Here is a 17821-nt window from a genome sequence, read left to right on the forward strand (position 1 = left end):
TTAGACGTCTGCGACTTTGCGGCCCTTGTACTCGAGGAACAGCGGGGTCCCGGCCGAGTCCTCGACGACCTTCGCGCGGTGCGGCAGACTGTACACGGTGCGGCCGTTCTCGACGGTCTTCACCAGTGCGGGAGGCGTGGCCTTCCACTGCGAGCGGCGAGCGTGCGTGTTCGCACGCGACTTCTTCCGCTTGGGAACTGGCATGTTTACTCCTTAGTTGCATCTCCCGCGCTATCGGCGGGCACGTCTTCTTGGGCTTGAAATTCCTGCAGGGCGGCCCATCGGGGATCAATCTGCTCCTCGGGCTTCCTCGCTGTGCCGGGCACAAGCTTTTCACCCGTTTCGGGATCGAGCCCTGCGCAATCCGGCCGACACACCGGCTGAAACGGTAGCGCGAGCACTACCGCGTCCCTCACGATTTGTTCGATATCGATCGAATCGCCGACAACGAACACCTCGGAATCCTCCGACCGATCATACGCGAAGAGTTCCGTAAAGTCGACTTGCACGTCGAGTGTCGTCGGATCCAGGCACCGGGAGCACTCAGCGTCGGCGACGGTTGTTGCCGAGCCGGTGGCGAGGATTCCCTCGTGCACGCTCTCCAGCATCCCTCGAACTTCGACATCCCGGGTGGCGCTTACCGTCGCCATCCCTTCGCCGACGACTTCACCGAATGGCACCGTCAACTCGAGTTCCCGTGAGTAACCGGGCTTACGGACGAGGTCTCTGACCTGCAGTACGAAAGGTTTCGTCTTGCTCACAACTCCAGTGTAACGCCGCCCGACCCCGGTTCCTGTTACTTGGCCCTCAACCGTCCTTTGTGCAGAATCCATGCGTGCGTCTGCGCAACGGGTTTGATCGTCGTCTCATCGACCGAAACGTGGCCGGGAAGCGCGAGCAGATCGGTCATGACCCTGGCAACATCCTCGGCCGAAAGCGGATCCTGCACGTCCTCGTAGACCTTCGCGGCCCGTTCCTGATCGCCTGCGAAACGGACGAGCGCGAACTCCTCTGTCTGCACGAGGCCCGGCCGCACTTCCATGACCCGGATGGGTTCGCCACTGACTTCCAACCGCAATACGTCCGTCATGGCTTTCTCAGCGGCCTTCGCAGCGTTGTACCCCGACCCGCCGCTGTAGGGCATCGTGGCCGCGATGCTCGTCACCGTCATGACGGTTGCGTAGGATCCGTCCTCCGTCGATCGCCGCAGCTGCGGCAGAAGCGCGGCCGTAACGTTCTTGGTTGCCAGCACGTTCGCTTCGAACATCCAGCGCCAGTCGTCGTCGCTCGTCGTCTCGACGGGGTCGAGGCCCTTCGCACCTCCCGCGACGTTCACGAGCGTATCCGCACCGAATTCGGTTGCGGCGGTCGCCAGCCGTGACACGTCTTCGGCTCTCGTCAAGTCCGCGACCAAAGTCTCGCAGCCGATCGCTTCCGCGAGTGACTGCAAGCGTTCTTCCCTTCGCGCGACAGCGAGAACTCGCCAGCCGCGGTCGGCAGCGGCAACTGCGCAAGCTTTCCCGATTCCGCTTGAGGCCCCCGTTATGACAATGGATGTACTCATGCAGTCAGTCAATCACGAACCAACGCCGCTGTGCCCCCTCGCATGCGCCGCTTCCGCTACCCGCATTGTTACGGAACGTGTCGGTCGTCCTTGCCCGACTCGCACCGGTGAGCCTACGCTCGGTCACACACGGCTACGCCGAACAGAAAGGCTCACTATGACCGCCAACGCTCAAAGATTCGAGACCCTGCAGGTTCATGCGGGCGCGACTTCCGACCCTACGACGGGGGCACGAATCACTCCCGTGTATCGCACGAACTCGTATACGTTCCGCTCGACGGAGCATGCGGCGAACCTGTTCGGCCTCGCCGAGGTCGGCAACATCTACACGCGCATCATGAATCCGACCCAGGACGTCGTCGAGCAGCGCATCGCAGCACTCGAAGGAGGCCCGGCAGCCCTGCTGGTCGCATCCGGACAGGCCGCGGAGACCTACGCGATTCTGAATATCGCGCAGGCAGGCGACCACATCGTCTCCTCCGCCGCAATCTACGGCGGCACTTACAACCTGTTCGCTCACACGCTTCCGAAGCTCGGCATCGAGGTCACCTTCATCGATGACCAGGATGATCTCGGTCAGTGGCGCACGGCCGTGCGTGACAACACCAAGCTGTTCTTCGCCGAGACGATCGGTAACCCCAAAGTCAACTTCCTCGACATCAAGGGCGTCTCCGACGTCGCTCACTCGGCAGGGCTCCCCCTGATCGTCGACAACACGATCGCGACGCCGTATCTGCTGCGCCCGATCGAGCACGGCGCCGACATCGTTGTGCATTCGGCGACGAAGTTCCTCGGCGGACACGGAGCCGTGCTGGGCGGCGCAATCGTCGACGGCGGCAAGTTCGAGTGGTCGAAGTCCGACCGCTTCCCCGGCCTCAACGAACCAGACCCGAGTTACCACGGGGTGGTATTCACAGAAGCACTCGGCGACCAGATCGCATACATCATGAAAGCGCGCGTGCAGTTGCTGCGCGATACGGGAGCCGCGATCTCACCCGACTCCGCCTGGCAGCTGCTGCAGGGCATCGAGACGCTCTCGCTCCGCATCGAACGCCACGTGGAGAACGCCCAGCGCGTTGCCGAGTGGCTCGAGGCACGGCCGGAAGTGCAGAGTGTGAACTATGCCGGGCTTCCTTCGAGCCCGTGGCACGACCTGGGTCGGCAACTCGCCCCCAGGGGTGCAGGTGCAGTGCTGTCGTTCGAACTGTCCGGCGGCGTTCCCGCCGGCAAGGCGTTCGTGGAGGGGCTCGAGCTGTTCAGCCACCTCGCCAACATCGGCGATGTTCGCTCGCTCGTCATTCATCCGGCCTCAACGACGCACAGTCAGCTGACGCCGGAGCAGCAACTCGCTGCGGGCGCGACTCCGGGGCTCGTTCGCCTCTCGGTCGGCATCGAGCACGTCGACGACCTGATCGCCGACCTAGAATTGGGGCTCGCAGCAGCCTCGCGGGCGAAGAACGACTAAGGAGGGAACGCACCCGTGGATTTCCAGCGCAGCGACGACACACAGTTGCTGCAGGCTATCGACCCCGCCTTCCGGGAAGAGCGAGGGCTGATTCCGACCACGGGTGCGTGGCTTCCCGGCGACCCCGTCGGCACGCGGCAGTTCGCTCACCTCGGCGCCTTCGAAACCGAATCGGGCGCGCGGCTGCCGGCCACGACAATCGCTTACGAAACCTGGGGAACACTGAATCAAGAGCGGTCCAACGCCGTGCTCATTCTCCACGCGCTCACGGGCGACTCGCACGTGATCGGGGATGCCGGCCCCGGGCACGCGACTGCGGGCTGGTGGCCGGGTGTCGTCGGTCCAGGGCTGCCTATCGACACCGACCGATTCTTCGTCATAGCGCCCAATGTGCTCGGCGGCTGTCAGGGATCGACCGGCCCCGCGTCCCTCGCTCCTGACGGGTCCGCTTTCGGGTCTCGGTTCCCCTACCTCAGCATCCGTGACCAGGTTGCGACTCAGCTCTCATTCGCGGACGCAGTCGGTATCGACCGATTCGCGGCCGTCATCGGCGGTTCCATGGGCGGGATGCACGCACTCGAGTTCGCCGTGACAGCCCCCGAACGCACGGGGGCGCTGGCCGTTCTTGCTGCCCCGGCCGCCACGGCAGCAGATCAAGTGGCGTACGGCCGGTTGCAGATCGAGGCCATCGAACGCGACCCGGATTGGCGTGGCGGTGACTTCTACGATCTACCCGACGGTCACGGCCCGCACAGGGGGTTGGCGCTCGCTCGGCGCATCGCGATGCTCAGCTATCGCAGTGAACTCGAAGTGAATGATCGTTTCGGACGCACGCTGCAGTCGAACATCCGGCCCGCCCACGGCGGCAAGTTCCAGGTCGAGTCGTACCTGGACGTCCATGGCAACAGGTTCACGAGAAGATTCGACGCGGGAAGTTACCGAACCCTCGTTCACTCGATGTCTTCTCACGACGTCACGCGCGACCGGGATGAGCTGCCGCAGGTGCTCAGCGTCCTCGATATGCCGACACTCGTACTCGGCATCGACACCGATCGCACCTTCCCGTTGGCCGGGCAGCGGGCGATCACTCGGGCGCTGCCTCTGTCTGTGACCGGTGCGGAACCGTATCTGCTGCAGTCTCCGTACGGGCACGATGCGTTCTTGATCGAGCTCGACGAGGTTGCGAAGGCCCTTCGCCTGCTGCCCGTATTCTCATAAGCGCTACGACAGCGGCGATCATGAGCATGATCTCGATCAGGTTCCTGATCGAAATGATCGCAAGGCCCGTCGGTTCGGCTCCGAGCACGGACCCGTATGCCCAGGGATACACCAGCTGCGTCAAGAAGGCTGCAACAGCGATGAACAGGATTTCGACGGTGTGCCTACGGAAGTTGCGCAGCGCCAACAGGATGGCGACCGGAGTCAGCCAGGTGAAGAACTGAGGCGAGCCGACCTTGTTGAAGACGATCACGGCGAGCACGAGAGCGTAGGACGCGAGCACGAACACGTCGAGCTGATCGCTTCCTCTGCGAACGGCACGGTATGCCAACAGCACGATCGCAGCGACGGCGACGACGAGGAGCGGTGTCGCGACCGCCGCGACGGTATCCACTCCCGGGCCGTACACCTGGAAGGTCAAGATGTCGTCATCGAAATCGACCGTTGCCGCACCGGACGGGACGAGCCACAAGTAGGGAGTCGCAAAGACGGACTCCGCCTGCAGCCCCCTAGCGCCCTGCTGTGAGACGAACGAGAACACGTTCGCGCCGCTTCCCAGTGCTAAACCAACGGTCACAACAGCCGCTGAGACGACTGCTCCCGCTAGCAAGATCTTCTTCCAGGCAGTCTTCGCGCGAACCACCAGGAGCGCGATGAACAGCACACCGGGCCACACTTTGATCCAGGCGCCCACCGTGAACAGAACAGCCGCGAGCCCGACTCTGCCCTCCCAGATCTGGCAGATCGCGACAACCGCTATCGCAACCGTTATCGTGTCCAGTCTCCCGACCGCGACGGGCCCTATGAGGAACATCAGACAGATGAACAGGAACGCGAGCGTCATACCGTTCTTCATACGCAGCAGCATGAACACTGCCACGGCATTCAGCAGAATGACCAGTGCGAGCCAGAGAAAACCGTAGGGCCCGGCGCCGGCTGCACCTGCGAAACCGATGGGAATCCAGGCCAGCAACGGGTACACCCAGGATTCGTCGATGCCGACAACGTGCCCCTCGCCGGCCATTTGGAACCAGTAGCGATAGACACCACTGACATCTGCGAAGGTACCCGGCCGAACGACCAGGTTCGCGAACGCGAGCCACGCGTGCGTCGCCGCGAACATCGTCCAGATGAGCACGTGCTCGAACCAGGCGATGCGATAGGCACCGCCGGTCAACGCAGCCTCCTCGTGGCGTCTCTCACCTCACCGACCAGCTCCTCGAGAATGTCTTCGAGAAAGAGGAGCCCGGTCGTCTCGCCCTCCGCATTGAACGCCTTGGCGACGTGAGCACCGGAGGAGCGCATGAGTTGCATGGCATCTTCGAGCTCGCTCTCTTCGAAGAGCGAAGCGAGTCGGCGGATGCGCTTGCCCTGCACGGGCAGTCCGCTCGCTTCATCCTTGGTCCCGAGCACGTCCTTGATGTGGAGGTAGCCGACGGGATCCCCCGCACCATCGACGAACACGTAGCGGGAGAAACCACGCTCACGCACGGCTGCTTCGACATCTTCCGTTGTCGCATCCAGTGGCAGCGTCACGATGTCGGCTAGCGGCAGCGCGACGTCGGCGACCTTCCTGCTCGTGAATTCGAACGTCTTCGCCAACGCGCCCGTCGGATCGAACAGCAGACCCTCTCGCTTGCTCTCCTCGACAATGGTCTCGACCTGATCGAGCGTGAAGGCCGAGTTGGCTTCGAACTTCGGTTCGATGCGCATGAGCCTGAGCATGCCGTTCGTAATGCCGTTGAGGAGCCCGATGATCGGCTTGAAGATACGCGAGATCCACAGCAGCGGCGGTGCCAGCAGCAGTACAAACCGCGTCGGCATCGAAAACGACGCGTTCTTCGGCACCATCTCTCCGAACACGACGTGCAGGTACGTGACGAGCACGAGCGTTATGACGTAGCCGGCAACGGTGATGACTTCCGGCGGCAAGCCGAGCGCGTACAGCGGCACCTCCAGCAGGTGGTGGATGCTGGGCTCGGAGATATACAGGATCAGAAGCGAGCACACCGTGATGCCCAGCTGACACATCGCGAGCATGAGCGAGGCGCTCTCCATCGCCTGCAGCGCCATTTTCGCGGCCTTGCTGCCCTTGTTCGCGCGAGGCTCGATCTGGGCTCGCCTGGCAGAGATGACCGCGAACTCCGCACCGACGAAGAACGCGTTGAAGCCGAGCAGGACTACGAGCCAGACGACACCCATCCAGTCGCTCATTTCGCCTCCTCTTCGATCGGGCGCGCGATGAAGCGCACGCGGTCGACCCGTCGGCCGTCGACCCTGTCGACGACGAGCGTGCCGTGTTCGAGTTCAACCGAGTCGCCGACTTCGGGAATATCCCCTATCGAGGACATGATGAAGCCCCCGACCGTCTCGTAGTCAGAGTCTTCCGGGATGAATACGCCAGCGCGTTCGGCCGCCTCGTCAGGGCGCAAGAGCCCGGGGAAGGTGATCCAGCCAGGCCCGTGCACGACGTCGGAGCGCATCCTGTCGTGTTCGTCGCTCACTTCGCCGACGAGTTCTTCTACGCAGTCCTCCAGCGTCACGAGGCCAGCGGTTCCGCCGTACTCGTTGATGACGATCGCGAGCTGGTACCCGCGTTCCTTGAGATCTCCGAGCAGTGAGGACACTTCCAGCGACTCGGGGACACGGACGGGCTCAGTCGCGATCGCCTGGACCGGCACCTCGGAACGCTTCTCGCGTGGTACGCCGACGGCCTTCTTGAGGTGTGCGATACCCGTGATCTCGTCTGGATCGCCGTCGATGATCGGAAACCTGGAGAACCCGGTCGTCCGCGCCAGCGCAATCAGATCGGCAACCGTCGACTCGCGGTCGATCGACTCCATGCGCGAACGAGGCGTCATGACTTCGTCAGCCGAAAGGTTGGACACCCGGAGTGTGCGCGAGATCAACGTCGCCGCGTTCGCGTCGAGGGACCCCTGCATCGCCGCGCGATGGACGAGGGAAGCCAGTTCCTCCGGGGTTCGTGCGCTCGACAGTTCCTCCTTCGGCTCGATACCGACAGCGCGCAGCAGCGCGTTCGCGGAGCCGTTGAGCATCAGGATCGCCGGCTTGAACACGAAGGTGAACGCGCGCTGCAGTGGCGCGACGACCTTCGCTGTCGCAAGCGGGATCGCGAGCGCCATGTTCTTCGGCAGCAGTTCACCGAACAGCATCGAGAAGAGCGTCGCGAGCGCAACACCCAGGATGCTCGAGATGATGAGCGTCGAGCCTTCCGGAAGCCCGAAGTCCACGAGCATCGGGCCCACGAGATTCTCGATCGCCGGGGTGAACGTGGTTCCTGTCAGCAGCGTCGTGAGGGTGATCCCCAACTGGGCGCTGGAAAGGTGCGTCGACGTTCGACCGAGGGCGGCGATCGTTTGGTGCAGCCCGCGTTCGCCGCGCTTCCTGCGCGTTTCCAGCTCGCTGCGATCGAGGTTGACGAGTGCGAATTCACTCGCCACGAAGATGCCGGTGCCGAGCGACAACAGCATGCCGATTCCAAGGAGTAGCCAATCGCTCATGCGGCGATTGGCCAAGGACTATGATGGCAGTCGTTCACGAAGAGCATCCTACCGCCACTTCACCACGAAACGGGAAGCGCCTTGCCTTCTTCATAGCCGGCAGCCGACTGGATGCCGACGATGGCCCTTTCACGGAACTCCGGGATCGTCTGCGACCCCGCGTAGGTGAAGGAAGATCGAACGCCCGTCGTGATCATGTCCAGCAGGTCTTCGAGCCCCGGGCGTAGCGGATCGACCAGAATTCTCGAAGAGGAGATACCCTCGGCGAACATCGTCTTGCGCGCGAGCTCGAACGGATCGAGCGCTCCGAAACGAGCACGCACCGCCTTGGTCGAGGCCATCCCCCAGCTCTCCTTGTACAGCCTGCCGTCCGCATCCCGCTCCAGAACACCGGGAGCTTCGATGGTTCCTGCGAACCATGAGCCGACCATGATGCTGGATGCTCCGGCGGCGAGTGCGAGCGCAACGTCGCGCGGGTACCGGACACCGCCGTCTGCCCACACGCGAGCCCCGAGCTCTATCGCTCGCTCGCTGGTCTCCAGAACGGCCGAGAACTGCGGACGCCCGACGGCCGTCATCATTCGGGTCGTGCACATTGCGCCCGGACCTACCCCGACCTTCAGGATGTTCGCGCCCGCTGCGACGAGGTCGGTGACGCCGGAGGACGAAACGACATTGCCCGCGACGATGGGGACGCTGTCGCCGACGGATTCGCGAACTGCCGTAACGGCGCTGAGCATGCCTTCCTGGTGCCCGTGGGCGGTGTCGACGACGATGACATCGGCTCCGGCCTCCACCAGTCGCGCAGCGCGTGAGCCGGGGTCGCGGTTGATGCCGACTGCCACGGCGGTGCGCAGCCGACCGTTGCCATCCAGAGCCGGCGAGTAGATGTCACGGCGAAGCGCTCCGCGTCGAGAGGCAACGCCCACCAGCGCACCGTCTCGCAGCACGGGAGCCGCGTCGATTTCGAGTTCATCGAGCTTCGAGAACGTGGAGCGTGCATCGGCGACATCGGATTCTTCGAGTGGTGTCAGCTGCCCGTGCAGCAGATCTCCGACGCGTGCGTCCGCGAGGGCGTGACCGAGTCGCTGGGCGGGAATCGCGCCGACGAAGCCCCCTTCGGCATCCTCGATGCAGAGGATGTGTCCTTCGACGGCTGGAAGGCGCAGCAGCACCTGCTGCACGGACTCGTCCGCGGTTGCAATGAAGGGGGACTCGAGTCCGATCGGCTGCTCCTTCACCCACGAGATCGAGTCGAACGTGGCCGACTCGTCGTAGTCCTGGGTCAGGACCGCCAGACCGCCTCGTCTGGCGAGCGTCGCAGCCAGCCTCGGGCCGGTCACCGAGTTCATGTTTGCGGCCACGAGCGGGATAGTCGCGCCCGTCTCGTCGTCGGGCGCGAGATCGACGGCGAACCGTGAGCCCACATCCGATTTCGACGGCACCAGGAAGACGTCAGAGTAGGTCAGATCGTGGGCGGGACGATCGGCAAGAAAGCGCATGATTCCTACGGTACAGCGCGACACGCCTGTGCAACGATCGCACACTTCACCGTTCGTTCACGGAGTAATGAGAGACTGGTTGGCGGTGGTCCTCTATGAAGGGAGACTACGGTGACGGCCAAAGTGGTGGTGCTCAATGCGACGCTGGAACCGATCGGTGTCGCATCGCTCAAGCGCGCCGTCGCATTCGTGCTCAAAGAGCGAGCCCAGATCATGCTGGCAGCTGACGAGACCATCCGTTCGAACAGCGTAGAGCTTCCCGTCCCCCGTGTCGTCGTCTTCAACGAGTACGTCGCCATCCCGCACTCACGCCTGTACGACAGGATGCCCTGGTCGCGTCGCGGAGTGCTCGAGCGTGACAGCCGCCGCTGCGCCTACTGCCGCAGAACGGGAGACACGATCGACCACGTCCTTCCCGTTTCCCGGGGCGGCGACTCCAGCTGGCTCAACACCGTCACGGCGTGCGTGACATGCAACGGCAAGAAGGGCAACCGCACGCCGAAGGAGGCGGGTATGGAGCTACGGTTCGAGCCCCGTGTCGTGTGGCGTCGCGAGGTCATGATGCTCGCCGTCGAAGCGGCGGGCGTCGACCTCGAAGAGCTCGGCATAAGCGTGCCGCGAACGGTCTCCCAAAGCGGTTATGCTTAATGCCTGTGACATCGTGAGACGCGCGATGACTTCAACAGCGACGCGAAAGAGGCGATCGAAACGTGGCTAGCCCCGCAGACTCGAACGAGTTCGGTGCCAACGAATGGCTCGTAGACGAGCAGTACGAACTGTATCGACAGGATAAGAACAAGGTTGCCAAGTCCTGGTGGCCGATTCTCGAACGATACGCGGCGGAACGATCGGGCGGTTCAGGCGAGAGCGAGCCGACCGAGCCCGCTTCCGCATCCAAGGGTGCAACGCCTGCGAAGTCCGCCCCTACCGCCCCGAAACCGCCGTCCCCTCCCGCCGAGAGCGCTCCTGCCAAGTCGACCCAGCCGGCAGCGAAGCAGGAAAAGCAGCCGGTGCAGCAGCAGAGCAGCGAACAGACCACGGGCGCATCGACAATCGCCGCGAAGACGACGAAGCAGCCGGCTCGCCCTACCCCCGTCCCGGCCGAGGCGAAGGCGAAGAAGGACTCTTCGAAGGACGGCGATCAGGCCAATGAGCCGGTTCGCACTCCCCTGCGAGGTCTGCCGAAGACCCTCGCGGCGAACATGGACGAATCGCTTACGGTCCCGACCGCGACCAGCGTTCGCACGATTCCCGCGAAACTGATGATCGACAACCGCATTGTTATCAACAACCATCTGCGCCGCACTCGCGGTGGCAAGGTCTCGTTCACGCACCTCATCGGCTACGCGCTCATCCAGGCGCTCAAGATCTTCCCGAGCCAGAACGTCTCGTACGACGTTGTGGACGGCAAGCCGACGCTCGTGCAGCACCAGGATGTCAACCTCGGCATCGCGATCGATCTCCCCAAGCCCGATGGCTCGCGCGCGCTGCTGGTGCCCAGCATCAAGAAAACGCAGTCCATGGACTTCCAGGACTACTTGAACGCGTACGAGGACGTCGTCAAGCGCACTCGCGGCAACAAGCTGTCGGCTGCCGACTTCGCGGGCACCACGATCTCGCTGACGAACCCCGGTGGAATCGGCACTGTGCACTCTGTTCCTCGGCTCATGAAGGGGCAGGGTTGCATAATCGGTGCGGGTGCTCTCGATTACCCGGCCGAGTTCGAGGGAACATCGCCAGAGCGTCTCGCAGATTCCGGTATCGGCAAGACGATTACGCTGACGTCCACCTACGATCACCGCGTTATCCAGGGAGCCGGCAGCGGCGAGTTCCTGAAGATCGTCCACCAAATGCTCATCGGTGAGATGGACTTCTACCGCGATATCTTCGCCGACCTGCGCATCCCCTACGAGCCCATCCGCTGGACGACGGACGTCAACGTAGAGCCCAGCACCGAACTCTCCAAGCAGACTCGCGTGAGCCAGCTCATCGGCGCCTACCGCACCAACGGTCACCTCATGGCCGACATCGATCCGCTCGAGTACGTGCAACGCACCCACCCCGACCTCGAAATCGAGCACCACGGGCTCTCGTTCTGGGACCTCGACCGTGAGTTCGTGGTCGGCGGGTTCGGTGGTAAGCGTCAGGCGCTGCTGCGCGACGTTCTCGGTGTCCTCCGCGACACGTACTGCCGCACGACGAGTGTCGAGTACATGCACATCTCGGATCCTGCCCAGCGCAAGTGGTTCCAGGCGCACCTCGAGGTGCCCTATGTCAAGCCGACGCACGATGAGCAGATGCGGATTCTCGGCAAACTGAACCAGGCCGAGTCCTTCGAGACGTTCCTGCAGACCAAGTTCGTCGGGCAGAAACGATTCAGTCTCGAAGGAACCGAGTCGATGATCGCCTTCCTCGACGCCGTCCTCGCGGGCGCCGCGGAGCAGAGCCTGCACTCGGTCGCGATCGGGATGCCCCACCGCGGCCGACTGAACGTACTCTCGAACATCGCGGGCAAGACGTACGCCCAGATCTTCCAGGAGTTCGAGGGCGCCGCCTCGTACAACGGCTCCGGTGACGTGAAGTACCACTTGGGCACGGAGGGCACCTTCACGAGTGCATCCGGTGCGCAGATTCCCGTCTACCTCGCCGCGAATCCCTCGCACCTTGAGGCCGTCGACGGCGTGCTCGAGGGCATCGTCAGAGCGAAGCAGGACAGCCTCGGCGACGGGCAGTTCTCCGTCCTCCCGATCCTGGTCCACGGTGACGCTGCCATGGCCGGTCAGGGCGTCGTCTTCGAGACGCTGCAGATGTCGCAGCTGCGTCCCTACCGCACGGGTGGCACGATCCACCTGATCGCGAACAACCAGGTCGGTTTCACAACGCCCCCGAAGGACGGCCGCTCCTCCACCTACGCGAGCGATATCGCGAAGGCGATCGAGGCCCCCGTCTTCCATGTCAACGGCGACGACCCAGAAGCCGTCGTGCGCGTTGCGGAACTGGCTTTCCAGTACCGCCAGGAGTTCAACCGCGACATCGTCATCGACCTCATTTCGTACCGTCGACGCGGCCACAACGAAGGCGACGACCCTACGATGACGCAGCCGCTCATGTACTCGCTCATCGAGGCGAAGCGCTCCGTCCGTACCCTGTACGCCGAGAACCTCGTCGGTCGCGGCGACATCACGGTGGAAGAGTACGAGCAGGCGCAGGCCGACTTCCAGGACCGGCTCGAGCGAGCGTTCCAGGAGACCCACGAGGCCACGACAGGATCCATGCCTGTCGTCACCTCCACACCGGAAACGCCGCTGACTGGAGCACCCGACGACACGGGCGTCTCCGTGTCGACGATCGAGTCCGTCGCCAAGGCCCACGCGAATCCGCCGGAGGGCTTCACGGTGCACCCGAAGGTCGCACAGCTGCTGAAGAAACGCGTGCAGATGAGCTCGGACGGGAACATCGATTGGGCGTACGGCGAACTCTTGGCGCTCGGGTCCCTCCTGATGGAGGGGAAGCCCGTTCGCATGTCCGGTCAGGACACGCGGCGTGGAACATTCGTGCAGCGCCACGCGGTCATGCACGACAAGGCGAACGGTCAGGAATGGTTGCCGCTTGCCAACATCGGTGAATCGCAGGGCCGGCTCTCGATTTACGATTCGTTCTTGAGCGAATACGCGACCATGGCTTTCGAATACGGATACTCCGTAGAAAATGCGGAGGCCCTGGTTCTCTGGGAAGCGCAGTTCGGAGACTTCGCGAACGGTGCGCAGATAGTCATCGACGGGTTCATCGCCGCCGGCGAGCAGAAATGGGAACAGGAGTCGAGCCTCACGCTGCTGCTCCCCCATGGCTACGAGGGCGCCGGCCCCGATCATTCATCGGGTCGCCTGGAACGCTTCCTGCAGCTCGCGGCGCAACAGAACATGACGATCGCGCGCCCCTCGACGCCCGCATCCTATTTCCACCTGCTGCGTCGTCAGGCATACGCGCGTCCTCGCAAACCGCTCATCATCTTCACCCCGAAGGCGATGCTGCGACTGCGGGATGCCGTGAGCCCCGTTGACGCGTTCACGTCCGGACGCTTCGAAGCCGTTCTCGATGACAGTGGTGTCCAGGACAAGGAACGCATACGTCGCGTACTGATCGCGAGTGGAAAGATCGTCTACGACCTGCGTCAGGAGATCGCGAAGCGCGAGCTCGACGACGTCGCGATCGTCCGACTCGAGCAGCTCTACCCGCTGGATGTCGAACGCATCAACGAGATCCTCGACCAGTACCCGAACGCGGAGCTGATTGCCGTGCAGGAGGAGCCGCTCAACCAGGGTTCGTGGCCGTTCATTCACCACAACCTGCCGAAGCACCTCCACGGTCGCACGCTGCGGGGTGTCGGTCGCGCACCGTCTGCGAGCCCCGCGACGGGTTCACCGAAACGCTCGGCAGCAGAGCTGGTGCAGATCCTCGACGAAGCGCTCTCCTAGCTCGCTGGCGACGCAATCCTCCTCCCCTTTGTTCTCAGCACACTTCTCGGTCTATACATGGAATGAACGCGCTATACCGGCGTGTCGCCATGCATAGACCGAGAAGTGCTACTACCTGAGAGGGCGGGAAGAGGGACGCCGGAGATGTCCGAGCACAAAGGTGCTCGAGGCAAGGCGCTGTCGAGATTGTGCGAGTGTCGTTAGCTGTGGCCGGCCTGCGCCTCACGAATAGCATCGAGGATGCGGTCGCGCAGCTGCTCGGGAGCCGCCTCTTTGCACGCCCCCTTGAGGGCGTTCGAAAGCGTCACTCCAACCGTGTGCTCGTCCCGGCACTCCTGGCAGCCGTCCAAGTGCGCCCTGATGTCGCTCGCGTCTTCTGCGCACAGCTCGCCGTGCATGTACTCTTCCAGCTCCCGACGGGCTTTCTCACAAGCTTGATCTGGCGCCTGCTGGGCCTCGGTGGTCATGCGGTCTCCTTCGTAGTCATACCCTGCTGGCTCGCGTAGTCCGCGAGCAGTTCGCGTAGTTGGCGACGGCCGCGATGCAGGCGGCTCATTACCGTTCCAACCGGGGTATGCATGATCTCTGCAGTCTCTGCGTATGAAAGGCCTTCGACGTCCACCCAATACACAACCATCCTGCGGTCTTCCGGAAGCGACTGGAGCGCATCCTTGACGACACCGGACGGCATCCGATCGATCGCTTCGGCCTCTGCGGAGCGCGAGTGAGAGGCCGTTATCGAATCGGAATCCCCGACCTGCCAGTCCTCCATCTCGTCGAGCGCGTTCTGTCTCGGTTCTCGTTGGGCTTTTCGATACTGATTGATGTAGGTGTTGGTCTGTATGCGATACAGCCACGCCTTGAGGTTCGTTCCCTGTGTGAATGAGTCGAAAGCGGCATAGGCTTTCGCAAACGTCTCTTGCACGAGGTCTGCCGCATCCGCCGGATTGCGCGTCATGCGCATACCCGCGGCGTACAGCGCGTCCGTGTACTGCAGTGCCTCGTCGACGAAGCGAGCACGCTTATCTTCGCTGGTCATCGATATCGAGTCTAGAGATCTCTCGCGCAGCTGTGTTGTCATGCATCCCTCCTGCTGGGAGCAACAGCGCAGTTCGCGCGGGCATTCCCGTGCACACAGTCCATCAACAGGAAGTCACGAACCAGACTAGATTGGAGAGTGATGGATGCTCCGCTCTCAAATGCCTGGTCTGCGCCGCGCGCGACAACGGCTCTCGACGCCCAGATCGACCTGCCAGGTTCGAAGTCGCTCACCAACCGCGAACTGGTGCTGGCAGCTCTTGCCGACGGCCCCAGCCGCCTCCTGCGCCCCCTGCATTCACGGGATGCGCAGCTCATGGTGGAGGGCCTTCGCGCGCTCGGCTCCATGATCGAGCCGGTTGCCGGCGATGGCGCCTACGGCAGCGACCTGATCATCACCCCGGGAGCCGCGGGCGGTTCGATCTCGATCGATGTCGGGCTAGCGGGTACTGCAATGCGTTTCCTGCCGTTCGTCGCTGCCCTATCGTCGGCAACGGTGCACTTCGATGGCGACCCGCACGCTCGCATGCGCCCGATGCGCGAAACCATCGAATCGCTGCGCGCGCTCGGCGCGATCGTCGAAGACGAGGGCCGCGATGCGCTGCCCTTCTCGGTGCAGGGTTCGGGAGGGCTCATTGGCGGCTCGCTCACGATCGACGCATCCCGCTCCAGCCAGTTCGTCTCCGCTCTGCTGCTGGCGGCTCCCCGGTTCGAACGCGGGCTCACCATCACCCACAGCGGAGATCGGCTACCGTCGCTCCCCCACATCGAGATGACGCTCGAGGCCCTTCGTCATCGCGGTGTCGACGCGAGCGCAATCGGCGACATGTCGTGGAGAGTGGAGCCAGGGCCGATCGGGGCACGCGACACTCGCATCGAACCCGACCTGTCAAATGCTGCGCCATTCCTCGCGGCCGCCCTTGTCGCCGGCGGTGACGTTTCGGTGCGGCACTGGCCGGAGAAGACAACGCAGGTGGGAGCGTTGCTGCCTGATCTTCTGCGCGGGCTCGGGGCTGACGTCCACGTCGATTCGTCATGCAGTGTCTCGGGCGGCGCCGGCGCACTCGGAGGAAGACGCTTCAGAGGCGGAGCGATCGAAATGGGTCACGCCGGCGAGCTATCGCCCACGATCGCGGTGCTCGGCATGATCTGCGATGCACCTCTGACGATTACCGGCATCGGTCACACGCGCGGCCACGAGACCGATCGTCTCGAAGCCATCAGAGCCAATCTGACCCGGATGGGTGCACGGTGCGAAGTCACCGACGATGCGATCACCGTGTATCCGATGGAGCGTCTCCCCTCCGGCCGAGCGGAGTGGGAGGCCTTCGCCGATCACCGCATCGCGACGTCCGGCGCGCTGCTCGGCTTGCTGTGGGACGTCGAAGTGGACGACATAGACGCGACGTCGAAGACGATCCCCGAGTTCGCGGAACTGTGGGGGGCCATGGTCCGGTGAGCTGGCTGAGCGACTACGACGACCCGTACGAGGAGTACGACGAGTCGATGGTGCGAGAGCGCCCGAATCCGAAAGCCAATCGACCGAGGACGAAACAGCGCCCCGACCACGAAGACGCCGAGATCGGCTTCGTCACCAGTGTCGATCGCGGCCGCTACACCGTCGTGGTTCGGGAGGGCACACTGAAGGAGCGGACGACCACCTGTACTCGAGCGAGGGAGCTGCGTAACGATGCCATCGTGGCAGGCGACCGGGTGGACGTCGTCGGCGACACGAGCGGAGACTCCGGAACTCTCGCCCGAATCGTGCGCATCAGGGATAGGGAAACCCTGCTGCGCAGGAGCGCAGACGACGCCGACGACTTCGAGCGCGTTATCGTCGCCAATGCAGACACGATGCTCATGGTCTCAGCGGCCGCCGATCCCCTTCCTCGCCCCAGACTGATCCATCGTTATCTCGTGGCGGCGTACGACGCAGGTATAACTCCTGTGCTCGTCGTAACCAAGATCGATCTGGCGGATCCGGCACCGCTGCTCGCGCACTTCGAGGGCCTGGAAATCGAGACCTTCACGTCGTCGTCAGCCAACCCTCCTCTTGAGGCGCTCCGAGCACGACTCGACGGCCACATCTCCGTCGCCATCGGCCACTCGGGGGTCGGCAAGTCTACGCTGGTCAACGCGCTGGTTCCCGATGCGCACAGAGCCATCGGACACGTCAACGCAGTGACGGGACGCGGACGGCATACTTCGTCTTCGACGGCAAGCTATCGCCTGGGAAACGGATGGATAATCGACACCCCCGGCGTGCGTTCGTTCGGGCTGGGCCACGTCGACATCGACAGCGTCATCGCAGCCTTCCCAGTTCTCGCAGGGCTCGCGCTCCGTTGCCCCCGCGGATGCACTCACCTTGAGGATGCGCCCGACTGCGCAATGGCCGAAGCCGCCGCGAGTGGCGAAGCGGATGCGAATCTCGTCGCCAGTATGCAGTCGATGCTGGCGACCCTGGTGCAGGCGAGGTCAGAGCGTTACGAACTCTGACCTCGCCCCGGCCATCAGTAGATGGAGACGCTCACCCATTCGTAGTCCTCGTGGTACATGACGAACACCCAGTAGTCTCCGATGGTGATCGAAGTGCTGAAGTGCTCATCCTCATCCTGGTAGTCGAGGGTCGCGCCGGGAACGTCGAGCAGTTCGTCAACGTAGTCCTCGTAGAAGTCACGGTCACCGTCAACGAGATAGAAATCGGTGCCGTCTTCACCCTCGATGGGGGTTCCGGAAGGCTTCGGAATCTCGTCCGGCCACTCCCCGCTGTCGGCGTTGTTGTCATCGTTGTTGTCATCGTCGGTCTGATCGTCGTTATCGTCACGGTCGTCGTCCGGGGGCGACGGCACGAGATCGACATCGGGGAATTCGGAGTCGTCCGGGTCGGAGTCGTCGTTGTTCTGATCGTCGGTCTCTGTGATCTCCGAATCGTCCGGCCTATCGTCGCCGAGAAGATTCGGGAGGAATACGCAACCGGAAAGCGAGGCTGTCACCATCCCCGCCAGTAGCGCTATTGCAAGGGTTCGACGTGGCATGGC

Annotated in this window: 15 protein-coding genes and 1 pseudogene; 6 read left to right on the forward strand and 10 right to left on the reverse strand. The window is 63.4% G+C overall.

The window, feature by feature from the left end; translation table 11 throughout:
• From rpmF to Q0O95_RS01635, 3 genes are read right to left on the reverse strand one after another with little or no spacing between them, the layout of a single operon-like run.
• Positions 1–204, reverse strand: a complete 204-nt coding sequence (gene rpmF, locus Q0O95_RS01625; protein ID WP_293694691.1) for a 50S ribosomal protein L32 — start codon at positions 202–204, stop codon at positions 1–3.
• Positions 205–206: 2 nt separating this feature from the next.
• Positions 207–761, reverse strand: coding sequence for a DUF177 domain-containing protein (locus Q0O95_RS01630; RefSeq protein ID WP_293694693.1), 555 nt, complete (start codon positions 759–761; stop codon positions 207–209).
• Positions 762–796: 35 nt separating this feature from the next.
• On the reverse strand, positions 797–1564 hold the full coding sequence (locus Q0O95_RS01635; RefSeq protein ID WP_293694695.1) for an SDR family NAD(P)-dependent oxidoreductase: 768 nt from the start codon (positions 1562–1564) through the stop codon (positions 797–799).
• 157 nt (positions 1565–1721) lie between these two features.
• On the opposite strand from Q0O95_RS01635, the gene Q0O95_RS01640 reads away from it, so the two are divergent.
• Positions 1722–3029, forward strand: coding sequence for a bifunctional o-acetylhomoserine/o-acetylserine sulfhydrylase (locus Q0O95_RS01640; protein WP_293694696.1), 1308 nt, complete (start codon positions 1722–1724; stop codon positions 3027–3029).
• A gap of 45 nt (positions 3030–3074) precedes the next feature.
• Complete coding sequence (locus Q0O95_RS01645) at positions 3075–4247, forward strand: homoserine O-acetyltransferase (protein WP_293694736.1); 1173 nt, start codon at positions 3075–3077, stop codon at positions 4245–4247.
• A gap of 265 nt (positions 4248–4512) precedes the next feature.
• Here Q0O95_RS01645 and Q0O95_RS01650 read toward each other — a convergent pair.
• The 4 genes and pseudogenes from Q0O95_RS01650 to Q0O95_RS01665 form a co-directional block, all read right to left on the reverse strand.
• Positions 4513–5370, reverse strand: a pseudogene (locus tag Q0O95_RS01650) (glycosyltransferase 87 family protein); the annotation flags it as partial.
• A 50-nt stretch (positions 5371–5420) separates the two neighbouring features.
• A complete protein-coding gene (locus Q0O95_RS01655) occupies positions 5421–6461 on the reverse strand; it encodes a hemolysin family protein (protein WP_293694698.1) in 1041 nt (346 codons plus the stop codon).
• Positions 6458–7768 (reverse strand): hemolysin family protein, encoded by a 1311-nt coding sequence (locus tag Q0O95_RS01660; protein WP_293694700.1) that lies wholly within the window; start codon positions 7766–7768, stop codon positions 6458–6460. Before Q0O95_RS01660 ends, Q0O95_RS01655 begins: the two co-directional genes overlap by 4 nt.
• A gap of 59 nt (positions 7769–7827) precedes the next feature.
• A complete protein-coding gene (locus Q0O95_RS01665; RefSeq protein ID WP_293694701.1) occupies positions 7828–9270 on the reverse strand; it encodes a GuaB1 family IMP dehydrogenase-related protein in 1443 nt (480 codons plus the stop codon).
• Between the two features lie 111 nt (positions 9271–9381).
• On the opposite strand from Q0O95_RS01665, the gene Q0O95_RS01670 reads away from it, so the two are divergent.
• Positions 9382–9918, forward strand: coding sequence for an HNH endonuclease (locus tag Q0O95_RS01670; protein WP_293694703.1), 537 nt, complete (start codon positions 9382–9384; stop codon positions 9916–9918).
• 62 nt (positions 9919–9980) lie between these two features.
• On the forward strand, positions 9981–13745 hold the full coding sequence (locus Q0O95_RS01675) for a multifunctional oxoglutarate decarboxylase/oxoglutarate dehydrogenase thiamine pyrophosphate-binding subunit/dihydrolipoyllysine-residue succinyltransferase subunit (RefSeq protein WP_293694705.1): 3765 nt from the start codon (positions 9981–9983) through the stop codon (positions 13743–13745).
• A gap of 200 nt (positions 13746–13945) precedes the next feature.
• On the opposite strand, the gene Q0O95_RS01680 is transcribed toward Q0O95_RS01675, so the two are convergent.
• Positions 13946–14212 (reverse strand): zf-HC2 domain-containing protein, encoded by a 267-nt coding sequence (locus Q0O95_RS01680; RefSeq protein ID WP_293694706.1) that lies wholly within the window; start codon positions 14210–14212, stop codon positions 13946–13948.
• Complete coding sequence (locus Q0O95_RS01685) at positions 14209–14784, reverse strand: sigma-70 family RNA polymerase sigma factor (protein ID WP_293694707.1); 576 nt, start codon at positions 14782–14784, stop codon at positions 14209–14211. The genes Q0O95_RS01680 and Q0O95_RS01685 overlap by 4 nt, the downstream gene beginning before the upstream one ends.
• Before the next feature lie 141 nt (positions 14785–14925).
• Here Q0O95_RS01685 and aroA point away from each other — a divergent pair, with 141 nt between their 5' ends.
• Both aroA and rsgA read left to right on the forward strand, forming a co-directional pair.
• Entirely contained in the window at positions 14926–16242 is a 1317-nt protein-coding gene (gene aroA / locus Q0O95_RS01690) for a 3-phosphoshikimate 1-carboxyvinyltransferase (protein ID WP_293694708.1), read from the forward strand.
• On the forward strand, positions 16239–17279 hold the full coding sequence (gene rsgA / locus Q0O95_RS01695; protein WP_293694709.1) for a ribosome small subunit-dependent GTPase A: 1041 nt from the start codon (positions 16239–16241) through the stop codon (positions 17277–17279). Before aroA ends, rsgA begins: the two co-directional genes overlap by 4 nt.
• A 14-nt stretch (positions 17280–17293) precedes the next feature.
• Here rsgA and Q0O95_RS01700 read toward each other — a convergent pair whose 3' ends face one another.
• Entirely contained in the window at positions 17294–17818 is a 525-nt protein-coding gene (locus Q0O95_RS01700; RefSeq protein ID WP_293694711.1) for a hypothetical protein, read from the reverse strand.
• Positions 17819–17821: the final 3 nt, after the last annotated feature.

It is taken from the genome of uncultured Agrococcus sp. (assembly GCF_945915485.1).
GTDB lineage: Bacteria > Actinomycetota > Actinomycetes > Actinomycetales > Microbacteriaceae > Agrococcus.